19 protein-coding genes are annotated in these 20,030 nt (G+C 56.8%); 10 read left to right on the top strand and 9 right to left on the bottom strand.

Going from position 1 to position 20,030, the window contains the following annotated elements; translation table 11 throughout:
* Positions 1–14: 14 nt before the first annotated feature.
* Positions 15–485, top strand: a complete 471-nt coding sequence (locus DXX3274_RS21880) for an Lrp/AsnC family transcriptional regulator (protein ID WP_012767803.1) — start codon at positions 15–17, stop codon at positions 483–485.
* A gap of 2 nt (positions 486–487) precedes the next feature.
* On the opposite strand, the gene DXX3274_RS21875 is transcribed toward DXX3274_RS21880, so the two are convergent.
* Positions 488–1,609, bottom strand: a complete 1,122-nt coding sequence (locus DXX3274_RS21875) for an aminotransferase class V-fold PLP-dependent enzyme (protein WP_042861707.1) — start codon at positions 1,607–1,609, stop codon at positions 488–490.
* Between the two features lie 59 nt (positions 1,610–1,668).
* Here DXX3274_RS21875 and DXX3274_RS21870 point away from each other — a divergent pair, with 59 nt between their 5' ends.
* The 5 genes from DXX3274_RS21870 (at position 1,669) to DXX3274_RS21850 (ending at position 6,808) form a co-directional block, all read left to right on the top strand.
* A complete protein-coding gene (locus DXX3274_RS21870; protein ID WP_152495292.1) occupies positions 1,669–1,947 on the top strand; it encodes a hypothetical protein in 279 nt (92 codons plus the stop codon).
* A gap of 232 nt (positions 1,948–2,179) precedes the next feature.
* Positions 2,180–3,340, top strand: a complete 1,161-nt coding sequence (locus tag DXX3274_RS21865; protein WP_050569921.1) for a KamA family radical SAM protein — start codon at positions 2,180–2,182, stop codon at positions 3,338–3,340.
* 22 nt (positions 3,341–3,362) lie between these two features.
* Positions 3,363–4,769, top strand: coding sequence for an acetyl-CoA carboxylase biotin carboxylase subunit family protein (locus DXX3274_RS21860; RefSeq protein WP_042861702.1), 1,407 nt, complete (start codon positions 3,363–3,365; stop codon positions 4,767–4,769).
* A gap of 103 nt (positions 4,770–4,872) precedes the next feature.
* Positions 4,873–5,499, top strand: coding sequence for a 2OG-Fe dioxygenase family protein (locus DXX3274_RS21855; protein WP_238556072.1), 627 nt, complete (start codon positions 4,873–4,875; stop codon positions 5,497–5,499).
* 46 nt (positions 5,500–5,545) lie between these two features.
* The gene (locus DXX3274_RS21850) at positions 5,546–6,808 is read left to right on the top strand and encodes an MFS transporter (RefSeq protein WP_071604009.1); all 1,263 of its coding nucleotides are present in this window, start codon (positions 5,546–5,548) and stop codon (positions 6,806–6,808) included.
* Between the two features lie 178 nt (positions 6,809–6,986).
* Here the strand turns inward: DXX3274_RS21850 and frc (DXX3274_RS21845) are convergent, their stop codons facing one another.
* From frc (DXX3274_RS21845) to DXX3274_RS21825, 5 genes are all read right to left on the bottom strand, one after another.
* Entirely contained in the window at positions 6,987–8,234 is a 1,248-nt protein-coding gene (gene frc / locus DXX3274_RS21845; RefSeq protein WP_042861698.1) for a formyl-CoA transferase, read from the bottom strand.
* Positions 8,235–8,360: 126 nt separating this feature from the next.
* Positions 8,361–8,792 carry a PAS sensor domain-containing protein gene (locus tag DXX3274_RS21840; protein WP_042861695.1) on the bottom strand — a complete coding sequence of 144 codons (432 nt, stop codon included), beginning with the start codon at positions 8,790–8,792 and terminating at the stop codon, positions 8,361–8,363.
* A gap of 5 nt (positions 8,793–8,797) precedes the next feature.
* Entirely contained in the window at positions 8,798–10,075 is a 1,278-nt protein-coding gene (frc, locus tag DXX3274_RS21835) for a formyl-CoA transferase (RefSeq protein WP_042861693.1), read from the bottom strand.
* 39 nt (positions 10,076–10,114) lie between these two features.
* A complete protein-coding gene (gene oxc, locus DXX3274_RS21830) occupies positions 10,115–11,860 on the bottom strand; it encodes an oxalyl-CoA decarboxylase (RefSeq protein ID WP_042861691.1) in 1,746 nt (581 codons plus the stop codon).
* 53 nt (positions 11,861–11,913) lie between these two features.
* Positions 11,914–13,221 (bottom strand): MFS transporter, encoded by a 1,308-nt coding sequence (locus DXX3274_RS21825; RefSeq protein ID WP_042861689.1) that lies wholly within the window; start codon positions 13,219–13,221, stop codon positions 11,914–11,916.
* Positions 13,222–13,902: 681 nt separating this feature from the next.
* On the opposite strand from DXX3274_RS21825, the gene DXX3274_RS21820 reads away from it, so the two are divergent.
* Together DXX3274_RS21820 and DXX3274_RS21815 are read left to right on the top strand one after the other, a co-directional pair.
* Positions 13,903–14,799 (top strand): LysR family transcriptional regulator, encoded by an 897-nt coding sequence (locus DXX3274_RS21820; RefSeq protein ID WP_042861688.1) that lies wholly within the window; start codon positions 13,903–13,905, stop codon positions 14,797–14,799.
* 402 nt (positions 14,800–15,201) lie between these two features.
* Positions 15,202–15,669, top strand: coding sequence for a GNAT family N-acetyltransferase (locus DXX3274_RS21815; protein WP_084478843.1), 468 nt, complete (start codon positions 15,202–15,204; stop codon positions 15,667–15,669).
* Between the two features lie 32 nt (positions 15,670–15,701).
* Here DXX3274_RS21815 and DXX3274_RS21810 read toward each other — a convergent pair whose 3' ends face one another.
* Positions 15,702–16,145, bottom strand: coding sequence for a MarR family winged helix-turn-helix transcriptional regulator (locus DXX3274_RS21810; RefSeq protein ID WP_042861684.1), 444 nt, complete (start codon positions 16,143–16,145; stop codon positions 15,702–15,704).
* A gap of 118 nt (positions 16,146–16,263) precedes the next feature.
* On the opposite strand from DXX3274_RS21810, the gene DXX3274_RS21805 reads away from it, so the two are divergent.
* Both DXX3274_RS21805 and glk read left to right on the top strand, forming a co-directional pair.
* Positions 16,264–16,554: a DUF3861 domain-containing protein gene (locus DXX3274_RS21805; RefSeq protein ID WP_042861682.1), complete on the top strand. Its 291-nt coding sequence runs from the start codon at positions 16,264–16,266 to the stop codon at positions 16,552–16,554.
* A 140-nt stretch (positions 16,555–16,694) separates the two neighbouring features.
* Positions 16,695–17,663, top strand: a complete 969-nt coding sequence (gene glk / locus DXX3274_RS21800) for a glucokinase (RefSeq protein WP_042861680.1) — start codon at positions 16,695–16,697, stop codon at positions 17,661–17,663.
* Between the two features lie 194 nt (positions 17,664–17,857).
* Here the strand turns inward: glk and DXX3274_RS21795 are convergent, their stop codons facing one another.
* A complete protein-coding gene (locus DXX3274_RS21795) occupies positions 17,858–18,979 on the bottom strand; it encodes an alkylhydroperoxidase domain protein (protein WP_042861678.1) in 1,122 nt (373 codons plus the stop codon).
* Entirely contained in the window at positions 18,976–20,016 is a 1,041-nt protein-coding gene (locus DXX3274_RS21790; protein ID WP_042861676.1) for a putative FMN-dependent luciferase-like monooxygenase, read from the bottom strand. The genes DXX3274_RS21795 and DXX3274_RS21790 overlap by 4 nt, the downstream gene beginning before the upstream one ends.
* Positions 20,017–20,030 lie beyond the last annotated feature (14 nt).

Below are 20,030 nucleotides of genomic sequence, written 5' to 3'. Positions count from 1 at the left end.
AGAGATTTTCACTCATGAAGATCGACCGCATCGACGCACAGATTTTGAATGAGCTACAGCAGGATGCACGGCTGAAAACCACCGAGCTGGCCGAACGGGTGTGCCTGTCGGCCACGCCCTGCACCCGGCGGCTGAAGCAGCTGGAAGACGCAGGCATGATCGACCGCTATGTGACGCTGCTGGATCAGGAAAAGGCCGGGTTTCCGGTGAACGCTTACATTTCGCTGACGCTGGAGCCGAAGTCGGAAGCCACCTTCCGCAAATTCGAACAGCAGATCGCCACCTTCGACGAAGTGATGGAGTGCCACCTGATGTCCGGCAGTCACGATTTCATGCTGCGGGTGGTGGCCGCCAGCCTGTCGGATTTCGAGAAATTCTTGCAGAAGAAGCTGATCAAAATCGAAGGACTGCGTGATGTGCAGTCCTCGTTTTCACTGCGGCGGCTGATTCACAAAACCGCGCTGCCGGTTAAGGCGACGGTGTGACCTCAGGCGGCGAATTCGCCGCTGGCGACCAGAAAATCGATCAACGCGGTCAGCGTTTTCAGGTCGTCAAAGGCGATGTTGTGAAACAGCGCGATGCGTAACTGATTGCGCCCCAGCGCCCGGTAGCCTTCGATGCCGTGCGCCAGCCCTTGTTCGTCCAGATAGCGGGTCAGCTTATCCACGGAAATCGTATCCGCTACGTCGATGGCGGCGACGGTGGTGGAGCGAAACGCCGGGTCGGCCACATAGGCGGACAGATAATCCCGGTCGGCGGCCCACTGATACAGCAGCGCCGCTTTAGCGGCGGCCTGACGTTCCACCTCGGCGAAGCCCAGCGCGTTCATGCGTTTGACCTGCTCGGCGAACAGGAACAGCGTCACCACCGCCGGAGTATTGTACGTCTGTTGCTGTTCGCTGTTGCTCAACGCCAGCCGCCAGTCGGCGAACGCCGGGATATAGCGGCTGGGATCGGCGGCGATCTCGGCGATCCGCGCTTTGGCCCTCGGCGACAAAATCGCGACAAACAAACCGCCTTCGCTGGCGAACACCTTCTGCGGCGAGAAGAAGAACACATCCACGCGGGACAGGTCGCAGGCGATTTGCCCCGCGCCGCTGGTGGCGTCTACCGCCAGCAGGCAATCCTCACCGACCTCGGGCAAACGGGTGTTCATCACCCCGGTGGAGGTTTCGTTCAGCGTACAGGCCACCACGTCCGCGCCTTCCGTCACAAACGCGGTGTTTGCCTGGCCGTATTCCACCGCGGCGCTGTCCGCCTGAATCCACGGAATCCGGCGCGAGGCTTTGAACCATTTGTCGGAGAACTCACCGCAGGTGTGGTGGACGATGCGCTTTCTGACCAGCCCGAGGCCGACCATATCAAACAGCGCGGTGGCGCCGCCGTTACCCAGCACAATGCTGTAGTCATCCGGCACCGACAGGTAATCCCGCAGGCCCTGCTGAATCTCGCGGCACAGCGCGCGCACCGGCTCCTTGCGGTGGCTGGTGCCCAGCAGATGCGGCCCTTTGTCTTTCAGTTGCGTCAGATCGTCAAGCTGAATCAACGACGGGCCGCAGCCAAAACGGGGGTCGGCTGGAATCAGTGCTTCAGGAAGGGTTATCGCCACACGTCTCTCCTCTGGTTCTGTATTGTTTTCATGATGTTGTTGCTATGAGAATACGCAGGATGGAAGAAAAGCGGTACGACTATTTCAACCTGACGGCACGGCCGGCGCCGACGTTGAAAATTGCCTCGATAGGGAAATGCGATACTAAAATGTTAATTATCTGTTTGCAAAAAACGCATTTTGTTATAACAATAATAACGGTAATGTTATTGGCAGGGGCGATGGTGGTTGTCGCCAGTCGTTATATTGATTTTTTCCCAAAAAATAATGTTTTCAAAGAGAATCGCTTTTTCAAAAAGAATAAATTATTGCAAACTGAATTATTTCTCGATGCCTGATCGGTTGGCTATGTGAACGCCAGGAAAATATATTTCAATGTGAAGTATCGTCGGTCTGCTATCGTTATTTTTTCATGTAATCGTATTTTTATCTTTTCACGTTAGTCGTTCTATTATTTATTCTGATTTAATGTGACATTAAAAATACCGACTTCATCTCATGAAGAGAAATAACGATCAGCAGCCTGACGTGACTTTGCATCGCTGAAAACACGGTGATCACGGAGGCAATATGGATATATCAGTAACCGAACTGGCGTTATTCCCGGCAGAAGAGCGTTCGCGCTGGACGGACTGGCGCTGGCAGCAGAAAAACGCGATTCGGGACGAACCGTCATTACGGGCGGCCTGCGGCGGCTGGAGCGAGGAGGTGGCGCAGCACATCGTCCATAATCTCAAAGACCGCAAAATGCAGATCACGCCGTATTATGCCGATCTGATACGACAAGCCGCGTACACGGATATCGTCGATAATCCGCTGTGGCGCCAGGTGGTGCCGTTTTGGCATGATGATGGCGTAACCGGCTACGACGGCGAATCAGAAAACTGGGAATTGTCGCATGAAATGAAAACGCCGATTTGTCAGCACAAATATGACAATCGGGTTATTTTACGGATGGTCAATACCTGTAATTCCTACTGTCAGTTCTGCTTTGAAGCGCTGCGAACGTTAAAGGTCGATTCGGAAAAAGAGAATGCCGGGCGAAAAGCCTTTCAGGACTCGCTGGATTATATTCGCAATACCCCCGAGGTGGAGGAAGTTATTCTCAGCGGCGGCGATCCGATGATGCTGACGGACGCCAAACTGGATGAGTGTCTGGGGGCGATCCGTAATATCCGTGATTCCCTGTTGATTCGTATTCATTCCCGTTCGCTGACTTTCAACCCTTACCGTATTACCGATAATCTGCTGGATATTCTCCGGCGGCACCGCGTCAATGCCTTCGGGGTGCACGTTTGTCATCCGCTGGAATTGAGCGGCGCATTCCGCGATGCGGTAAAACGTATTCAGCAGGTGGTGCCGATTGTGTTTTCCAATATGCCGTTGCTGCGTGGCGTGAATGACAATGAGGAAACGCTCAAAACGCTGTTTATCGAATTATACCGCATGGGGGTCAAGCCCTATTATTTATACCACTTTATGCCGTTTTCGCCGGGCGCTTCGGAATACAAGGCATCGATTCGCGACGCCATCGCCATCATGAATCGGCTGAAACGCCGGGTATCCAATATTGCGCTGCCGGAGTACGTGCTGCCTCACGCCAAAGGGAAATTCACCGTACCGTTGCTCAGCGGCGTGGAAGAGATGCCGCAGTTTGAAGACATCGACGGAACGCGTTTTTACCGTTTCACCAACTGGCAGGGCGATGTGTGCCGCTGGCAGGACAGCTAACGGCGACACAGGGAGAACCGGCATGAAACCCGAAGCGATTTTGTTTGTTGATGTCAACGATACCGCGGTTCCCGTCTATACCTACCGCGAGCCGCACTTTGCCGCCGCGCGCCGCCGGGGGCTGGCGTGCCTGACGGCGGCGTGGCGCGGTCACCGGCAACCTCAGCGGCTGGAGGCGGACAGCGATGAGGTGTTCTGGCTGCCGACGCTCTCGGTGGCGTCGCTGGATGCGCTGCTGCGGCAACTGGCCGAGCGTTATCAGGTGCGGGCGGTGTTGTGTCACGCCGGCCACGCCTCGCCGCTGGGGCAGATGGGATGTCTGGTGGCGGAACTGTGTCAGCGTCACGGCCTGGTCTACAGTGCGGCGCAGGCGGTGGACCGGTGTAATAACAAGTTCCTGATGCGTCAGGCGCTGGCGCGGGCCGGCGTCCGGTCCGTGGCGTATGCGCTGTGCCATGATGAAGCCGAATTACAGCGCGAGGCCGAACGGGTCGGTTACCCGCTGATCGCCAAACCGCCCTACGGGGCGGCTTCCGCTTTTATCCGCAAATGCCTCGACTGGCCGCAGCTGCGGGCGTATTACCGCACCTTTCTCGAACAGTACGATCGGGCGTCCGTCGCCAGTTTCTATGGCGAATCTCACCATTTCACCGATCTTGACGGACATTCACACCACTATGTGCCCGGCCGTTCGGTGCTGCTGGAGTCCTACATCGACGGTGTTGAAGGCAGTGCGGAGTGCGTGGCGACAGCGCAGGCGGTTTTTCCGGTACTGATTAATGAAAAACTGTTGCTGACCACGCAAGACACCACCGTGCTGGAAAACCTGTTGATTACGCCGCCGGTCGCTTTCTCCGACGAGCAGCAGCAACAGATTCGGGAATACGCCGTCGCCTGCCTGCAGGCGGTGGGGCTGACTTACGCCGTGGCGCATGTCGAGTTCCGTATGACGGCATCGGGGCCGGTGGTTATCGAGGTTAATCCGCGGCTGGGCGGGCTGTACGTGAATGCGGCGTTTCAGGATATCGCCGGGCTGGACCCTTACGATCTGTACCTGTCTTTGCTGCTGGCGGACGCAGGGGTTGAGGCGTCGGTGCGTGCGGCCTGCGAGCGCGCGGCCCGTAACCGGCAGCACTATTCGATGTTCGCGATTTATCCTCCCGCCAGCGGCTATTTCAATGGTTTCGATGGTCTGCCGTGGGTCGAACGCCACCCGGCGGTACTGGCGTTTGGTCATTATCCGGTGGGGCATTACGTGGATGCCGATATCGAAGAGCATTACCTGTTCAAAGGGTGGGCCCGCGTCGCGTCGGCACAAGACGCGCAGGCGCTGTACGACGCATTGCAGCACCACCTCCGCCCCATGATCGACCCGATGCCGCCCGCCGTCGCCGACGGCATATCGCCCGCGCCTGCCGCGATGCGTTAAATCAGGAAAACCGCTATGAATACAGACAGGTACAGACAGGATTGTTGAACAACTGGCGCGGCAGGATTATTGCCATTTTGCCGCCAGCCGGGAGTGGATCGCCGTGGAGCCGGAGGAAGAAAAGACCTTCAAAGCCTACTGGGATAATCTGGCCGAGGATGAAAACTTCAAAAACTACACCTGCCGCGAACGGCGGATTTTGCGGTTTTTCCACCAGCCGGGCCGGCCGTTGCAACTGAACACCGACGCGGATTACCGTTCCACGGTGAAATACGACATCGACTACAAACCGGGGCCGAACCACCTGCAGTATGCCGAAGAGGGGTTTATCCACCACCCGCTGTTACAGCGCATCGTGGCGACGGATATCGCGATGATGCGCCCCTGGATGGCGGCCGATCGGCAGTATGCCGTCGATATTCATCAGTTCCGGGTCAGGGCGGAAAAAGGGCACAGCAGCCCGACCACCTCCGGCATTCATCAGGACGGCATGGCGTGGATTTGCATGCATTTCATTCAGAGTATGGGCACGCAGCCGGTGGTGTCTGAAATTTTCACCTCGGCGCAGGAAGCATCCCCGCCGTTGCTGGCAACGGCGATGAGCCGGTTTCTGGAGACGCTGATTGTGAATGACAAAAAGCTGTACCACCGCGCCGGGCCGGTTCGACCGGACGCGACCGCGGAATCAGCCTACCGGGATTTATTGCTGGTGACGTTTCGGCCGGCGTAGGAACGTTAACAGGGAACACCACAGGGAAAACAAAAGGTAATCCATCATGGCTGAGCATCATGATATCGACATGGGACAATCCCGGCGCAATGCCGGGTTGATCATTGCCGCGCGTTTTATTTCCGATTTTGGCGCGTTTCTGAATATGGTGGCGCTGTCCACCTACGTTTATCTGCTGAGCAACAGCGTGGTGAACGTCAGTATTTTTCTGGCCTGCCGGGTGGCGGGCGGTCTGCTGGCGAGCCTGATCGGCACGCCGTTTTTCCGCCGCTTTCAGGGGCGCGCGTCGCTGGTCGGCTTCGACCTGCTGCGAGCGGCGCTGCTTGCGCTGCTGCTGGTGTTGCCGCCGGCGTGGCAGCTGCCGTTATTGCCGGTGATCGCGCTGGGCGTGGGGGTCGGGAACGCCATGTTTGCGATTGGGCTCAACAGCCAGTTGCCCTACTGGGTAGAGAGTTCGATGCGGCTCGGCACCAACGCCTGGCTGACTTCGGTGGCGGCCAGCGGCGCGGTGCTGGGCAGCCTGGTGTCGGGCCTGCTGGTCGCCGGTTTCGGCTATCCGGTGGTGTTTGTGCTGAACGTGGCGACCTATCTGGCGGCCGCGCTGTTGATTCTGCCGCTGCGCATGGTGGAAAAGCCGCAGCCGCGGGCAAGTCAGCGCGATCGGCTCAGCGAATGGCGTCAACTGAAAGAAGGGCTGCGCGGCGCGCCGATGCTGGCAGGCATGTTAATCGTCAGTATGGCGGACACGCTTGGCAGCGCCGCGCATAACGTGGGCTTCCCGGTGTTGTCCGCACTGATTTCTCCCGACAGTGCCAGTAAGACTATGGGGTTGATGCTGGCGCTGTGGGCGGTGGGCAAATTCGCCGGCGCGCGGGTCAGCGGTTTTCTGCTCAGACAAGGGCTGCGCCGGGCGATGGAGCGGGCTTTTTTCATCGGCGTGGCGCTGATGTCCACCGGGTTTATTCTGACCTTCCAGCAGACCGGGCTGATGTGGCTGCTGGTATTTGTGGTGTGGGCGGGCATTGGCGATGGCGTGGCGGAGGTCAGCCTGATTTCCCGCGCGCAGAGCGAACCGGAATCTTTGCGTCTGCCTATTTTCAGCCTGCTGACGTTGATGCAGATGACCGGGTTCGGTATCGGCATGCTGGTGGTGGCGCCGTTTTATGTGTGGTGGACGCCCGCGGCGGTGATTGTGCTGTTCCACGGTTTGCCGCTGACCATGCTGCTCGTGGTGCAAGGGTGGGCTTATCGTTATGGGCAGCGTGCTCAGGTCGCCAAAGGCGATGTTGCGAAACAGCGCGATGCGTAACGAGTCGCGCCTCAGCGCACGTTCGCCGTCGACGCCGTGACGCCATGCGGGCTGTGTACCGACTGAACATTCCGTTGCCATGCCACCCCGACGCTGGGGAGGTGCCGGTACATGGTGATAGACGGGATGTCATGTCACCGGCATTCACCCGTCAGCGTCGGTAAGAGGTATCAAGCCATCAAATGACGTTCTTGTCGCGCAGGGACGCCACGGCTGTGCTGTCATAGCCCAGTTCACGCAGAACCTCGTCGGTATGCTCGCCGTGCAGAGGGGATCGGGTGATATCCACCGGGCTGTCGGACATTTTTATCGGCATGCCAACGGTGGTGTACCTGCCGCGCGTTGGATGATCAACCTCGACGATGGTGCCGCTGGCGCGCAGGGCATCGTCTCTGGCGATCTCTTTCATTGAAAGCACCGGGCCGCAGGGGATGTCGTAATGGTTGAGAATTTCCATCACCTCGAATTTGCTCTTGGTCATCGTCCACTGTTCGATGCGCTGGAAGATTACGTTGAGTCTTGGCAGGCGGGCGGCGGGGGTGTTGAAACGTTCGTCCTCGACCCAGCTATGTTCGCCGATCAGGTTGCATATCGCCGGCCAGACCGCCGCCTGAGCGATGAAATAGAGGTAGGCGTTGTGGTCGGTTTCCCACCCTTTGCATTTGAGGATGGAACCCGGCTGGCCTCCACCCGAAGCATTGCCTGCGCGCGGCACCGCGTCGCCAATGTGGCCATCCGGGAATGGCGGATATTCGTCCAATACGCCGGTGCGTTCCAGCCGTTGCTGGTCACGCAGTTTGACCCGGCATAGATTGAGCACGGCGTCTTGCATCGACACCGAGACTTTTTGTCCGCGCCCTGTGGTATGACGCTGGAAAAGCGCGGAGACAATACCCAGCGCCAGGTGCAAGCCTGAGCCTGAATCGCCGATCTGCGCGCCGGTAACAATCGGCGGGCCATCGTTGAAGCCGGTGGTTGACGCCGCGCCGCCAGCACATTGCGCCACGTTCTCGTAGGACTTGCAGTCCTCGTAACGACCTGGCCCGAAGCCCTTGACCGAGGCGAGGATCAGGCGTGGATTGGTGGCGTGGATGTGCTCCCAGGTCAGCCCCATGCGGTCCAGCGCGCCGGGAGCAAAGTTCTCAACCAGTACGTCACAACGCCTGATCAGGCTATCCAGTACCTGCAGGCCTTCGGGCGTCTTGGTATTGAGGGTGACGGCGCGTTTGTTGTGGTTCAGCATCGTAAAATACAAGCTGTCCACGCCGGGAATGTCGCGTAATTGCTTGCGTGTCGCGTCACCCTCGCCGACGCGTTCGATCTTGATAACGTCTGCGCCCATCCAGGCGAGTAGCTGGGTACAGCTTGGGCCAGACTGAACATGGGTAAAATCGATAATTCTGATCCCGTCTAATGCCTTGCTCATGATAATTCTCCTCGACTCTAATTCACCTCGACGCGATTCACCGCTCTTCATCCTTCCTCGGTCTGTTTGCCCTGAGCGTCAGTGGCGACGGTCAGGGCGTGTCGTCAGTCGACTTTTTAGGGCGGTTTATGTCGGTCGCTTTGCTTGCTGTTCTGCCTCAGCCAGACGCTTGCGCAACGTGCGTTCTTCGTTGAAGCGTGTCGTGTCGTCACGGATGATGGCGGCGATGGAGGCTGGCTGCCCCGCCTCCCCAGGCAGCAAGGCCAGGGTGAAGGCGATGGAAATCGTGCCGCCGTCACGCGTCAGGGCCGGTACGTGAAGTAACGAGGTGCCGTACCGGGTGGTGCCGCTGTGCATGGTCTGGTGGTAGCCAGACCAGTGCCGCTGGCGTTGCCGCTCGGGAATGATGATGTCGAGCGAGGCGCCGAGCGCCTCGTCCTGGGTGAAGCCGAACAGACGTTCGGCTGCGGGGTTCCAGGCGGTGATGATGCCGCCGGTATCGCAAATAATCACGGCATCACCCACCGCTGAGAGGAACTGCTGTAGCGTGAGCGCCATCGTGCTTACACCGCTTTAGCTGTGTGAATGAGCGCGATCTGCTCTGTCGAGTAGCCCAGTTCCGCCAGCACGTCGTCGGTGTGCTCGCCGAGCAGCGGCGAGGCGGTAATCTCTGGTTTGAGAGTCGAGAACTTGATCGGGCAGCCGACGGTCCAGTAGCTTCCGCGTACTTTGTGCGGCACTTCGACGATGGAGCCGCTTTTACGCAGCGATTCGTCGTGCAGCAGTTCCTTCATCGACATCACCGGCGCACAGGGGATGCCGAACTTACCGAAGTATTCCACCGCGTCGAATTTGTTTTTACCGGTCCTCAGAATGAAACTTTCAATGGCGCCGAAGATATCCATGATGTGCGGCTGGCGCGCCTTCGGGGTGGTATAGGCCGGGTCTTCCCGCCACTCTGGACGCTCTATCGCATCGCAAATCGGCGTCCAGACCAGGTCCTGTACCGTGAAGTAGATGTAGGCATTGGGGTCAGTCTCCCAGCCTTTGCACTTGAGGATCCAGCCGGGCTGACCACCGCCGCCGGCATTCCCGCCGCGCGGCACCACGTCGGAGAACGGTTCATGCGGATACTGCGGGTACTCTTCCAGATAGCCGACTTTGTCCAGACGCAGTTGATCGCGCATTTTGACGCGGCAGAGGTTGAGCACGGCGTCCTGCATGGCGCAGGCGACTTTCTGCCCTTTGCCGGTTTTCTGGCGACCGATATAGGCAGTCAGGATACCGATGGCTAAATGCATACCGGTATTGCTGTCACCTAACGCGGCGGCCGAAATGGTCGGCACGGCATTCTCTCCCTTCCACCAGCCGGTGGTTGAGGCTGCACCACCTGCGCATTGCGCCACGTTTTCATAGGCTCGCAGGTGTTCGTAGTGGTGGCCTTCGCTGAAGCCTTTGACCGAGGCAAGGATCATGCGAGGGTTCAGTTCCTGAATGTGCTCCCAGGTAAACCCCATGCGATCCAGCGCGCCGGGGCCGAAGTTTTCCACCATCACGTCACATTCTTTGATCAGTCGGGTCAGTACTTCCTTGCCCTCGGGCTTTTTGGTATCCAGTGTGAGTGAGCGCTTATTGCTGTTGAGCATGGTGAAATACAGGGCGTCCGCGTCCGGGATGTCGCGTAATTGGTTACGGGTGATGTCGCCTGAACCCGGACGTTCGATTTTGATCACGTCTGCGCCGAACCACGCCAGCATTTGTGTACATGCCGGGCCAGCCTGCACGTGTGTGAAATCGATGATTTTGACGCCGGCCAAAGGCAGATCTTTTTTGTTATTCATAAAATTATCTCCGTTGTTACTCATTAATTACCGTGGCGATTATTTTTTGATCGCTTTGGCGGGGTTCAGGTTGGTGATGCGGCCACTTTCGGTGCCGACTGTCTCGTCGATGACGGCATTGATAAGGGTTGGCTTACCGGAGGCAACGGCTTCATTCATGGCGCGATGCAGTTCATCCGTGGTGGTGACATGCACGCCCACGCCGCCAAAAGCCTGCATCATCATTTCGTAGCGTGCGTCTTTGACGAACACGGTGGGCGCCATGTCATCGCCGCCGGAGGCATTGGTGTCGGTCCCTTTGTAAATGCCGTTGTTGTTGAACACGACAATGCAGACGGGCAGGTGGTAACGGCAGATCGTTTCAACTTCCATGCCGCTGAAACCGAAGGCGGAATCGCCCTCAATGGCGATGACGGGTTTGCCCGTCACCACCGCGCCTGCGACGGCAAAGCCCATGCCGATGCCCATCACCCCCCAGGTGCCGACATCCAGACGTTTGCGCGGCAGGTACATGTCCACGATGCTGCGGCCAAAATCCAGCGTGTTGGCGCCTTCGCTGACGACGATGGCTTCCGGGTTGTCCTTTACGATCGCTTTCACTACGCTCAATGCGCTATGAAAGTTCATCGGCGATGGGCGGGCGGCCAACATGTCAGCCATCTTGTTGATGTTTTTGGCTCTGCGTTCTGCGATAACGCCGGTCCAGTCATTCGAGGGTTTGGCCCAGTCGTTGCCGATGCCGTTCAACAAAGCGGTGACGCAAGAGCTGACATCACCGATAAGCGGCGCATCGATAGCGACGTTGCTGTCGATTTCAGTCGGCGCGATATCGATCTGGATAAATTTCTTCGGCCCGTTTTCCTGCCCCCAGGTCTTGCCTTTACCGTGTGAGAGCAACCAGTTCAGACGAGCGCCGATCAGCAGCACCACATCCGCTTCTTTCAAAACGTAGGAGCGTGTGGCGGCGGCTGACAATTCATGCGTATCCGGCAGCAAGCCTTTAGCCATCGACATCGGCAGGTAGGGGATGCCGGTTTTTTCGACTAAGGCGCGAATCTCGGCATCGGCACGGGCGTAGGCGGCCCCTTTGCCCAGCAGAATGAGCGGTTTTTGGGCGTTTTTGAGCAGTTCAAGCGCACGGGTTACTGCATCTGGCGCGGGGAGCTGGCGAGGCGCTGGGTCTACAACCTTGATTAACGATTTGCGCCCGGCATCCAGCGGCATGGTTTGTGAGAACAGCCTGGCCGGCAGATCCAGATAGACCCCGCCGGGGCGTCCGGAGACGGCTGCACGGATGGCGCGGGCGATACCAACGCCGATGTCTTCGGCTCGCAACACGCGAAAGGCGGCCTTACACAGCGGTTTGGCGATGGCAAGCTGATCCATTTCTTCGTAATCGCCTTGCTGCAAATCGACGATTTCACGTTCGCTGGAACCACTGATCAGGATCATCGGGAAACAGTTGGTCGTCGCGTTGGCGAGAGCAGTCAGGCCGTTCAGAAAGCCCGGGGCGGAAACCGTCATACAGATACCGGGTTTGGCGGTGAGGAAACCGGCCGCCGCCGCCGCGTTACCGGCGTGCTGCTCATGCCGAAAAGAAATCACCCGCAATCCTTCCGCCTGGGCCATACGCAGCAGGTCGGTAATCGGGATGCCGGGTAAGCCGAAGAGGGTGTCGATATCGTTGAGCTTGAGTGCATCCAGAAAGAGGTGAAATCCATCAATCAGTGTTGTTTTTTCTGATACTGCCTCAGTGGTAGTATCAATTTCGGTAATAGAAGACATAAGACCTCGCTTTAATTTCCAATGTCATTAGTTTCTGTAATAAATTTAAATTGTTAGTGTGTGGTTATTAGCATTCCATTCGTTTCCTTCCAGACGGGCGGATGTTTCCAAAGTGGAATAAGAATGAGCCCGGAAAGTAACGCCATGACGGAAGAGATAATAATGGTGAAGGGGTGTCCATAGGTGGAGATTAAATAGGCGGAGAGTACACCACCATAAATCCCGCCTATTCCTTTGGCTGAGGCATACAGCATGCCGTAGTTGGAGCCGGAAGCGACTTCGCCGTAGTAATAACCCACGATTGACGCAAACAGTGAATATAATGCGCCCCAGAAGAATATCGAGATAATGCAGCTGCTGATAAATCCTGTTGCGCTGCCCGCTTCAGCAAGAAACAGCGCGATAAGAGAAAACAATCCGCACAGGATATAAAAGATAGTCATGGTCTTATCGATGCCGATTTTATCCGCAATCCAGCCGCCGACAACCCGGCTAAGACCGCTCGTAATTGCCATTCCGACGGTGACTACCGTGCCTGCCGTCAGACTAAAGTGGAACGCTGACGCAAACTTGATGCTATTTGAAATAAACGTTAAACCAGACGCAGATACCAAAACGAAAGAGGCAATTAACACCCAGAACTGCCAGGTATGCATTGCTTCTCCCATACTGTATTGCTTCTCACAAGGGCGTTTTACTACGGTATGTTTTGTTGCCGATGATGGGGTGAAATTACACCAGCCTTTCGGCGGGTCTTTCATGAGCAGACCTGTAATAATAATAACGCCGGAGATAATCGCTGCCATAATAAAAATGACATTAAAAAAGATATTATCTGGGGCATCTTCCGGAATATTTCGAATGGGAAAAATAAAAGGCAATGCTCCCCAGGAGAAAGCGGCAGAGATAAGACCTATGGTGATGTTCCTGTGATCGGGGAACCATTTGTTGCAGGTGGTTATCGCCGCGTTGTAGACAAATCCGCAGAAAAAACAGCCAATACACCAGACCGTGAGCACGATGTTATACGACAGTACCTGCCCAAATGCGCACACCAGCAGCCCGATGCCTGAAAAGATGCCGGCAACGACAGACACGGCCTTTGGCCCAAACTTGTCACGAAAAATCCCGCCGGGCAGGGTGCCGAATGCCTGAAAAATAACGAACATGCTGAACATTAGCGATATTTTTGTCGGTTCCCAGCTATATATCTTTGCAAAATGCGGCGCAATGACTGACCAGGCGTACTCATAAGGGCTAATAACGGACATCGCCAGAAAAGCCAATGCAAAAAGCCACCATCGATTAAAACCGAGTATTTCCTTATCCGTTCGATTCTGCACATCTATTCTTTCACTCATAATACTATCTCCTGACTTCGAGAATTTAAAAGTAAGAGTTGGGGTGAAACATGAAGGGGATAATGTGGCCATAACAATGGCCACTTATTCACAACATGTTTTACTTAATTTATCTGTTTATGATTGATTTTATTTGCAGGTGTGTTGATTGTCTTACTTACCTCCAGTGGTTTACTTGTTCAAACGATATGGTTTCACTCGATGGTCGTATTTATGTCGGGTGGGTTATTTTTCACCTGGCTAATTGATTCGGTTTTTAAGTATTTTTAATTTTACATATGGCTCCTGCTGGTTTTTAAAAAATCACGGTATGTTTCTGGATGCAGATGGTTACGGTTTTAAAATCGAGAATGATTAAAATCCTGCTTATACAATTCATCAAAATTACACGTTCCATCAAAATTACATAATCCATCAGAAATGGGATTCCTGTGCGATTCAATGTTGTCGACGACAAGGCAACATGAAACATTGTTGTTACCAATTAATAACTATTCATTTTTTATTTTCACTGACTGTCGCCTCTTTTAATAAACTCAGCTCGTTTCTTTGGTAATTTTGATAACTGACTCACTGTTGCCATAATAAAATTGCGCTTCGCTCTGTTTCTGGTATTTATTAATAACCACAAGGCTCTAAATGTGGAAATGTTTTTTTTTAATCTATCGATGACTTAAAATCATGAATATTTCAAATATATCGTTAAGACAGTTACGTATTTTTTTAGCGGTTGCGGAGCATCATGGCTTCAGTCGCGCAGGCAACATGATTTCCCTGACGCAATCAGCCATGAGTCACAGTATCGGTGAACTGGAAAATGAACTCGGGATCAGATTATTTAAGCGCACGACCCGCGAGGTGTTGTTGACGCAAGAGGGGGCAGAGTTGTCGGAAGAACTCCGCCGTGTGCTGGGTGAGCTGGAAACCACGCTGTGTAATGTCCAGAGCAGAGGAGAACGGCGCCGTGGGCTGGTGCATGTGGCGACCAGCCCGACGATTTCGGCAGGAATCATGCCTGATTGCATCGCGCAGATTGTTGAGAATTATCCACAGATCAATCTGATAATCCATGATCAGGTACAGCAGCAGGCAATGCAGATGGTATTGAACGGCGAAGTTGATTTTGGCGTGATTATCGAACCCTCCGTACCGTCCGACCTGTACACGGAGACATTTATGGAGGAACCATTTTGTCTGGTATTGCCTGAGAACCACCAGATTGCACGTCTGAAACAGGTGACATGGCATGATCTACAGAATCAAGAAATGGTGTTACTTGACTATGCCTCAGGTAGCCGCCCCTTAATCGACAATGCATTAATTCGTCATGGCGTCACGCCGCATGTCATTCAGGAACTTGGGCATGTCACTACAATATTTCGCATTTTACAGTCGGGTATCGGGGTTTCGGTCATCCCGCAACTGGCGCTATCTTCCCTTGAATGCTCTGGTCTGGCCGTACGTCAGTTATGGCCAATCGAGAACCGGCGATTGCAGTTGGTACGCCGCCGTAATCGTTCGCTCTCCACTGCGGCAACCGCAGTATGGACGTTAATTCAGACTCTGTGTCAGGCCTAAGTTTTACCTGCCTTAGTCAACGGGCACATGTCGTATACACAATGAAAAAAAATTGACGATGAGCAGCAGAGGCGGTTAACCCGCTTTGCCATCAGTCATTCGCTGGTCGATAATTTTCACGTTTCCAGAATAACGGATCTGACCATGTTGAGAGCCAGGAGCGAGTCAGACCGGCTATTTGCAATATTTCATTGCGCCAATATCAGGGAAGGTAAACACATCAGGCGGGTAAGCGTTTTATTCGCGAGGTCACAGGCGGCGTTGATTTCGCTGCCGGTATGACAGTTGCAGCTATTGCTGATGTGTGATGCCAGAGTGGACTTTATCGTTCTCGTCGGCGTTGTTCAGGTGAGCGGTCTGGTGGGATGATGAACCCTCATCATGATCAAAAGGAGTAACACCGTGTCAGCGCAATGGGAGAAAAAGGACTATCAGGTTTCGACGGATCCGCAGCGGCTCGATCTGGACATCATTCATGGCTATCTCACCACCTCCAGTTGGGCGGCGGGCATCGATCGGGATACGGTCGCGTTGTCTGTCGCCAACAGCCTGTGTTTTGGGCTGTATCATCAGGCGAACCAGATTGGTTTTGCCCGCATGGTGACCGATTTCGCCACCTTTGGTTATTTGTGCGATGTGTTTGTGCTGCCCACGCATCAGGGCGCCGGGCTGGGCCGTTTTCTGGTGGAGTGCACGGTCAACCACCCGCTATTGCAGCGCCTGCGCCGTCAGTTGCTGCTCACCTCTACCGCGCCGTGGCTGTACCAGAAAGTGGGCTACGAGCCCGTCAATCGTCAGGACTACGCCTGGACGTTTGTCCGCCAGGATATCTACAGCAAAGACATCTGCAACACCGGGGCCATGTCCTGATCTGACCGGATGCCGGCGTTATTCCGGCGTCGTCAGGATTCCGGTGTAGCCAGGTTGGCCTTCATTTTCTGCAATACCAGCGCGAACTGGCGGCGCTCTTCCGGCGTCACGTCGGCAAAGGCGCGCTGCAACAGGTCGGTGCGCGCGTCGGCGAACCGGCGATGTGTGTCCTCGCCTTTTTTCGTCAGCGACACCACCTGCGCCCGCCGGTCGGTCGGCGAGGGCTGACGGGTAATCAGCCCCAGCGTTTCCAGATCTTTCAGCAGACGGGCAATTTGCGCCTTGTCCCGCCCCATGTACTGCACCAGAAAATGCTGGCTTTGACCGGGGTGACGGGCTATCAGCCCCAGCGTGCGCGCCTGAAACGGGGCGAGGCCCGTCTGCGTCAGCGCGTCGCTCTCCTGCAGACGCTGTTTAACACCGTGGATCAGTTCTCCCAGCAGCTCGAAGGTCTGGGTATCAAGAGTGTCACGCATTAATTTGTTGACCTTATCAACTATTCGGATTATATGGTTGATAATATCAACCATGTGGCGACGCCCGGTCGCCCATGCAATCGCACGATTACCATCGCACAACCGCAAGGACAAAATCATGCCTTATCACTATCGTATCACGCTGGAAAATCTCACCGATAATCGCGACGAAACGCCGCAAAATCGCGCACTGACGTTTGACGTCACCAATCATGACGATATTCTGGAAATCATTGAGAAAGTTCGGTCAAAGGGGATTTTGCCGGACTCGGAGGTCGCTGCGTTCTGCACCGGGCTGAAGCTGTTTAGCGAGGTCATGATGGCTCATCGCAAAGAGGCTCTGTTTCAGGAATTGGCTCCCGCATTTCGGGACTTTATGCTGCGGCTGAAACGGGGGGAGACGGCCTGATGTGATATGTCGCGTCTCCCTGATGGCATGGACCGCCAGTGAATATGAGTGAAATTCGGGCGTGCTTGCCATCATCGGCGCGCGGTTTTCTCCGTGTGCTCAAGTACGCATGATGATATTTCAATGGGAGATCGTAATTTATGCATCAGTATGCGCTGGTAGGTGATGTCGGTGGAACCAACGCACGTCTTGCCCTTTGCGAACTGGCGAATGGGCATCTGTCACACAGTAAACAGTACGCGGTTCAGCAGCACGACAGTCTGGAAGACGCTATTCGTCTGTTTCTGACGGAACACGCGAGTCTCACTATCAAAGAAGCCTGTATTGCCATTGCCTGCCCGGTGACCGATGACTGGGTGGAGATGACCAATCATCACTGGGCGTTCTCCATTGACGCCATGCGGCAGAGCCTCGGGCTTGAGCGTCTGGCGGTGATCAACGATTTTACCGCCGTCAGCATGGCGATTCCGGTGCTGGCGCCGGAGGATGTGATTCAACTGGGCGGCGCCGATGCGGTCGTCGGTAAGCCGGTGGCGGTGTACGGCGCCGGCACCGGGCTCGGCGTGGCACACCTGCTGCCGGTGGACGGCAAATGGCTGAGCCTGCCGGGCGAGGGCGGTCACGTGGATTTCGCGCCCAATAGCGAAGAAGAGGACATCCTGTTGCAGGTGCTGCGTCAGGAACTGGGGCACGTTTCCGCCGAGCGCGTGCTGTCCGGGCCGGGGCTGGTGAATATTTATCGGGCGATCGTCAAGGCGGACGACCGGGTGCCGGAAGCGCTGACGCCGCAGGTCGTGTCCGAACGGGCGCTGGCGCACAGCGATGTTGATTGCCTGCGCGCGCTGTCGCTGTTCTGCGTACTGATGGGGCGTTTCGGCGGCAATCTGGCGCTGACGCTCGGCACCTTCGGCGGCGTCTACATCGCCGGCGGCATCGTGCCGCGTTTTCTGGAATTCTTCCGCAACTCCGGTTTTCGCAGCGCCTTTGAAGACAAAGGCCGTTTCCGCGATTACCTCGCCGACGTTCCGGTGTTTATGATCACCCATCCGCAGCCGGGGCTGCTGGGCGCGGGCGCGTATCTGCGTCAGGCGCTAGGCCAGACCCTGTAATCCCCTTATCCGGCTTCGATAACCTATTCGTCAAGTAACCTATTGGTTACTTGACGGTTTGTGTTTACTGGATGTGAGCGTGATAAGCGAGAGCTGTCGCCTGAATGTCTACGCCTCGGCATAGCTGATCAGTGCCACCACCTGACGATCGTTCTCCTGCGGCCGAAAAATACCCTGCATTTCGATGTGGATATCTATCTACCCGGCGGCCAGAACGGTTCGCCCAGCGTCAGCATCAGCCGGTTGGCCCAGGCGAAGAAAGCGGTGGACTGAATCAGGTCGAGAATCTCCAGCGTGTCCAACCCCTGTTCGCGCAGGCGCGCCAGATCCTGCGCGTTGGTCTGCGACGGCGTGGTGGACAGCCGGGCGGCAAAGGTGATGATCGCCTGCCAGCGCGCGTCCTGTCCGGCGGCGAGATCGCCGCCCGGCGGCACATCGAGCAGGCGCTGTACCGCATCGTCCTGTTTCGACAGCTGGCTGGCTTTACGGGCGTGCACCGAGGCGCAATAAATACAGCCGTTGACCTTGCTGACTACCGCGGCCGCCAGCTCCCGGTCTTTGCGCGGCAGGCCGCCGGACGTATAGAAGATGCCTTTGTCGGTGAGGGTGCGTTGTTCCAGCACCGGCAGGTTGCGGCCCAGCAGGCGGAAGTAGTCGGAATCGGTATGGCCGAAGCGCGCCAGAATCGCCTGTTCGTCGGCGGTGAATTCCGCCAGCGGTTTGGCCGGAACCCACGGCTCCCAGCCCAGTTCGCCTTGCGTAAACGCATCCGGGGCGGTTTTGCCGCTGTGGGTCAGCGGCTGGGTGTGCCAGCGCCCGGCGACGGCCGCGGGCGCAGCGGGCGACGACTCTCCGGCATGACCGGCCAGCAGCCGGTAACCGTGCAGCAATCGGCTTTGAAAACTGACAAACGCCACCAGTTGCGACAGGGTGACGATATCATCCACCGTCCAGCCGTCCTGTTGCAGCGCCTGCAATGATTGCGGTTGCGCGGCGATGGGCTGGAACGCCAGCCGCTCGGCATGTTCCAGCGCCCGGTCCAGTGCCGCACCGGGCGTCGGGGCTGGAAAATCCGCCAGCCGTTGGGCGTAAAAGTGCTGTAACCGCGTGTTCTGATGCCAGCCGCTGACTTTTTCGGCGATGAAAAAACGCAGCGCCAGCGGCAGAGCATTGCCCGCCGTCTGGCTGAACAGCGCGTCATAGCTGCCCTGCGTATGCCGGGTCGCGGCATCGCGCGTCGCTCTGGCCTGCGCCAGCGGCGAATCCGGGGCGATCTCCGCCAGCGTATCTAAAATGTCGGATGTTGAGTGCGTCATGCGACCTCCTGCCCGGCCGGGCTGGTTTGTTTGTCTTTAGCGGGCGACCAGCCCAGCGCGGGTGCGACTCGGGTAGCGATCAGCTCCAGCGAACGCAGAATATGGGCGTGCGGCGGGTCGATGGAATGTACCTGAAACGCCAGATCGGTGGTTCGCGCCAGCGAACTGTCGGCTTGCAGCGAGGCGATGACGTCTTCCGGCGTGCCGACATGGCTGTCGAACGAGGCGATCAGCTCTTCCACCGAACCGTTGCGGGCCGGGCGGCCCAACTGGGCCAGCCGGGCGGCGGAGCGTTGCAGCCCGGTTTGCGCCAGTTGCAGCGCCAGCGCCCGGTCGTCGGCCACAAATACGCTGCGCGAACCCATGATGCGCGGCGTAACGCCGGATGGCAGCGCCTCCAGATAGGCGTCGATCATCGGATTTTGCAGGTCGGCCAGCGTGGCGTCGGGAAAACCGTCCGGGCGCGGCTGGGTACGGGACAGCATCAGCCCGTCGCCCGCCTGACCGGCGCGGATGGCACCTTCCACCGAGAACGTCGCCTGCCACACGCGGCGGTTAAGGTGCGGCGCGGCCGGGTAAAGCTGGTTGCCGTCGGCGCTCAGCGGTTCCCCTGCCCAGGCGGCGCGCACCTGCGCCAGATAGCGACCCAGAATCTCGCCGCGCTGCTCGCTGTTGTGGCCGAAGGCGGCGAACGATGACGGCGTGCCGCCGGAACCGATGCCCACTTCCAACCGGCCGTTGCTGAGCAGGTCAAGCACCGCGGTATCTTCCGCCACCCGCAGCGGCTGCTCCATCGGCAGCGTGATCACCCCGGTACCGAGGCGGATGCGGCGAGTTTGTGCGGCGACCTGCGCCAGAAACACCAGCGGCGACGGCAGGCCGCCTTCGTCGGCGTGAAAGTGATGTTGCGCCACCCAGGCGCTGTCGAAGCCCAGTTGCTCGGCTTTGATGATTTGCTCGGCGGCCAGCCGGTAACGCTGCCCGGCGGGCGCGTCATCCAGCAGCCGGGTGAAAAACCCCAGACGTTTTTGAGTCATGATTAAATCCTTGG

Origin of the sequence: Dickeya sp. NCPPB 3274, assembly GCF_000406205.1 — a bacterium.
GTDB lineage: Bacteria > Pseudomonadota > Gammaproteobacteria > Enterobacterales > Enterobacteriaceae > Dickeya > Dickeya fangzhongdai.
Note: the sequence above shows the minus strand (reverse complement) of the source record. Positions and strands in the feature narration are given on the sequence as shown.

Bases quoted from the DNA above. Each gene is read 5' to 3' on its own strand.
- DXX3274_RS21880 (WP_012767803.1), top strand. From the start codon at position 15: ATGAAGATCGACCGCATCGACGCACAGATTTTGAATGAGCTACAGCAG.
- DXX3274_RS21870 (WP_152495292.1), top strand. From the start codon at position 1,669: ATGGAAGAAAAGCGGTACGACTATTTCAACCTGACGGCACGGCCGGCG.
- DXX3274_RS21865 (WP_050569921.1), top strand. From the start codon at position 2,180: ATGGATATATCAGTAACCGAACTGGCGTTATTCCCGGCAGAAGAGCGT.
- DXX3274_RS21860 (WP_042861702.1), top strand. From the start codon at position 3,363: ATGAAACCCGAAGCGATTTTGTTTGTTGATGTCAACGATACCGCGGTT.
- DXX3274_RS21850 (WP_071604009.1), top strand. From the start codon at position 5,546: ATGGCTGAGCATCATGATATCGACATGGGACAATCCCGGCGCAATGCC.
- frc (WP_042861698.1), bottom strand. From the start codon at position 8,234: ATGAGCAAGGCATTAGACGGGATCAGAATTATCGATTTTACCCATGTT.
- DXX3274_RS21840 (WP_042861695.1), bottom strand. From the start codon at position 8,792: ATGGCGCTCACGCTACAGCAGTTCCTCTCAGCGGTGGGTGATGCCGTG.
- frc (WP_042861693.1), bottom strand. From the start codon at position 10,075: ATGAATAACAAAAAAGATCTGCCTTTGGCCGGCGTCAAAATCATCGAT.
- oxc (WP_042861691.1), bottom strand. From the start codon at position 11,860: ATGTCTTCTATTACCGAAATTGATACTACCACTGAGGCAGTATCAGAA.
- DXX3274_RS21825 (WP_042861689.1), bottom strand. From the start codon at position 13,221: ATGAGTGAAAGAATAGATGTGCAGAATCGAACGGATAAGGAAATACTC.
- DXX3274_RS21820 (WP_042861688.1), top strand. From the start codon at position 13,903: ATGAATATTTCAAATATATCGTTAAGACAGTTACGTATTTTTTTAGCG.
- DXX3274_RS21810 (WP_042861684.1), bottom strand. From the start codon at position 16,145: ATGCGTGACACTCTTGATACCCAGACCTTCGAGCTGCTGGGAGAACTG.
- DXX3274_RS21805 (WP_042861682.1), top strand. From the start codon at position 16,264: ATGCCTTATCACTATCGTATCACGCTGGAAAATCTCACCGATAATCGC.
- glk (WP_042861680.1), top strand. From the start codon at position 16,695: ATGCATCAGTATGCGCTGGTAGGTGATGTCGGTGGAACCAACGCACGT.
- DXX3274_RS21795 (WP_042861678.1), bottom strand. From the start codon at position 18,979: ATGACGCACTCAACATCCGACATTTTAGATACGCTGGCGGAGATCGCC.
- DXX3274_RS21790 (WP_042861676.1), bottom strand. From the start codon at position 20,016: ATGACTCAAAAACGTCTGGGGTTTTTCACCCGGCTGCTGGATGACGCG.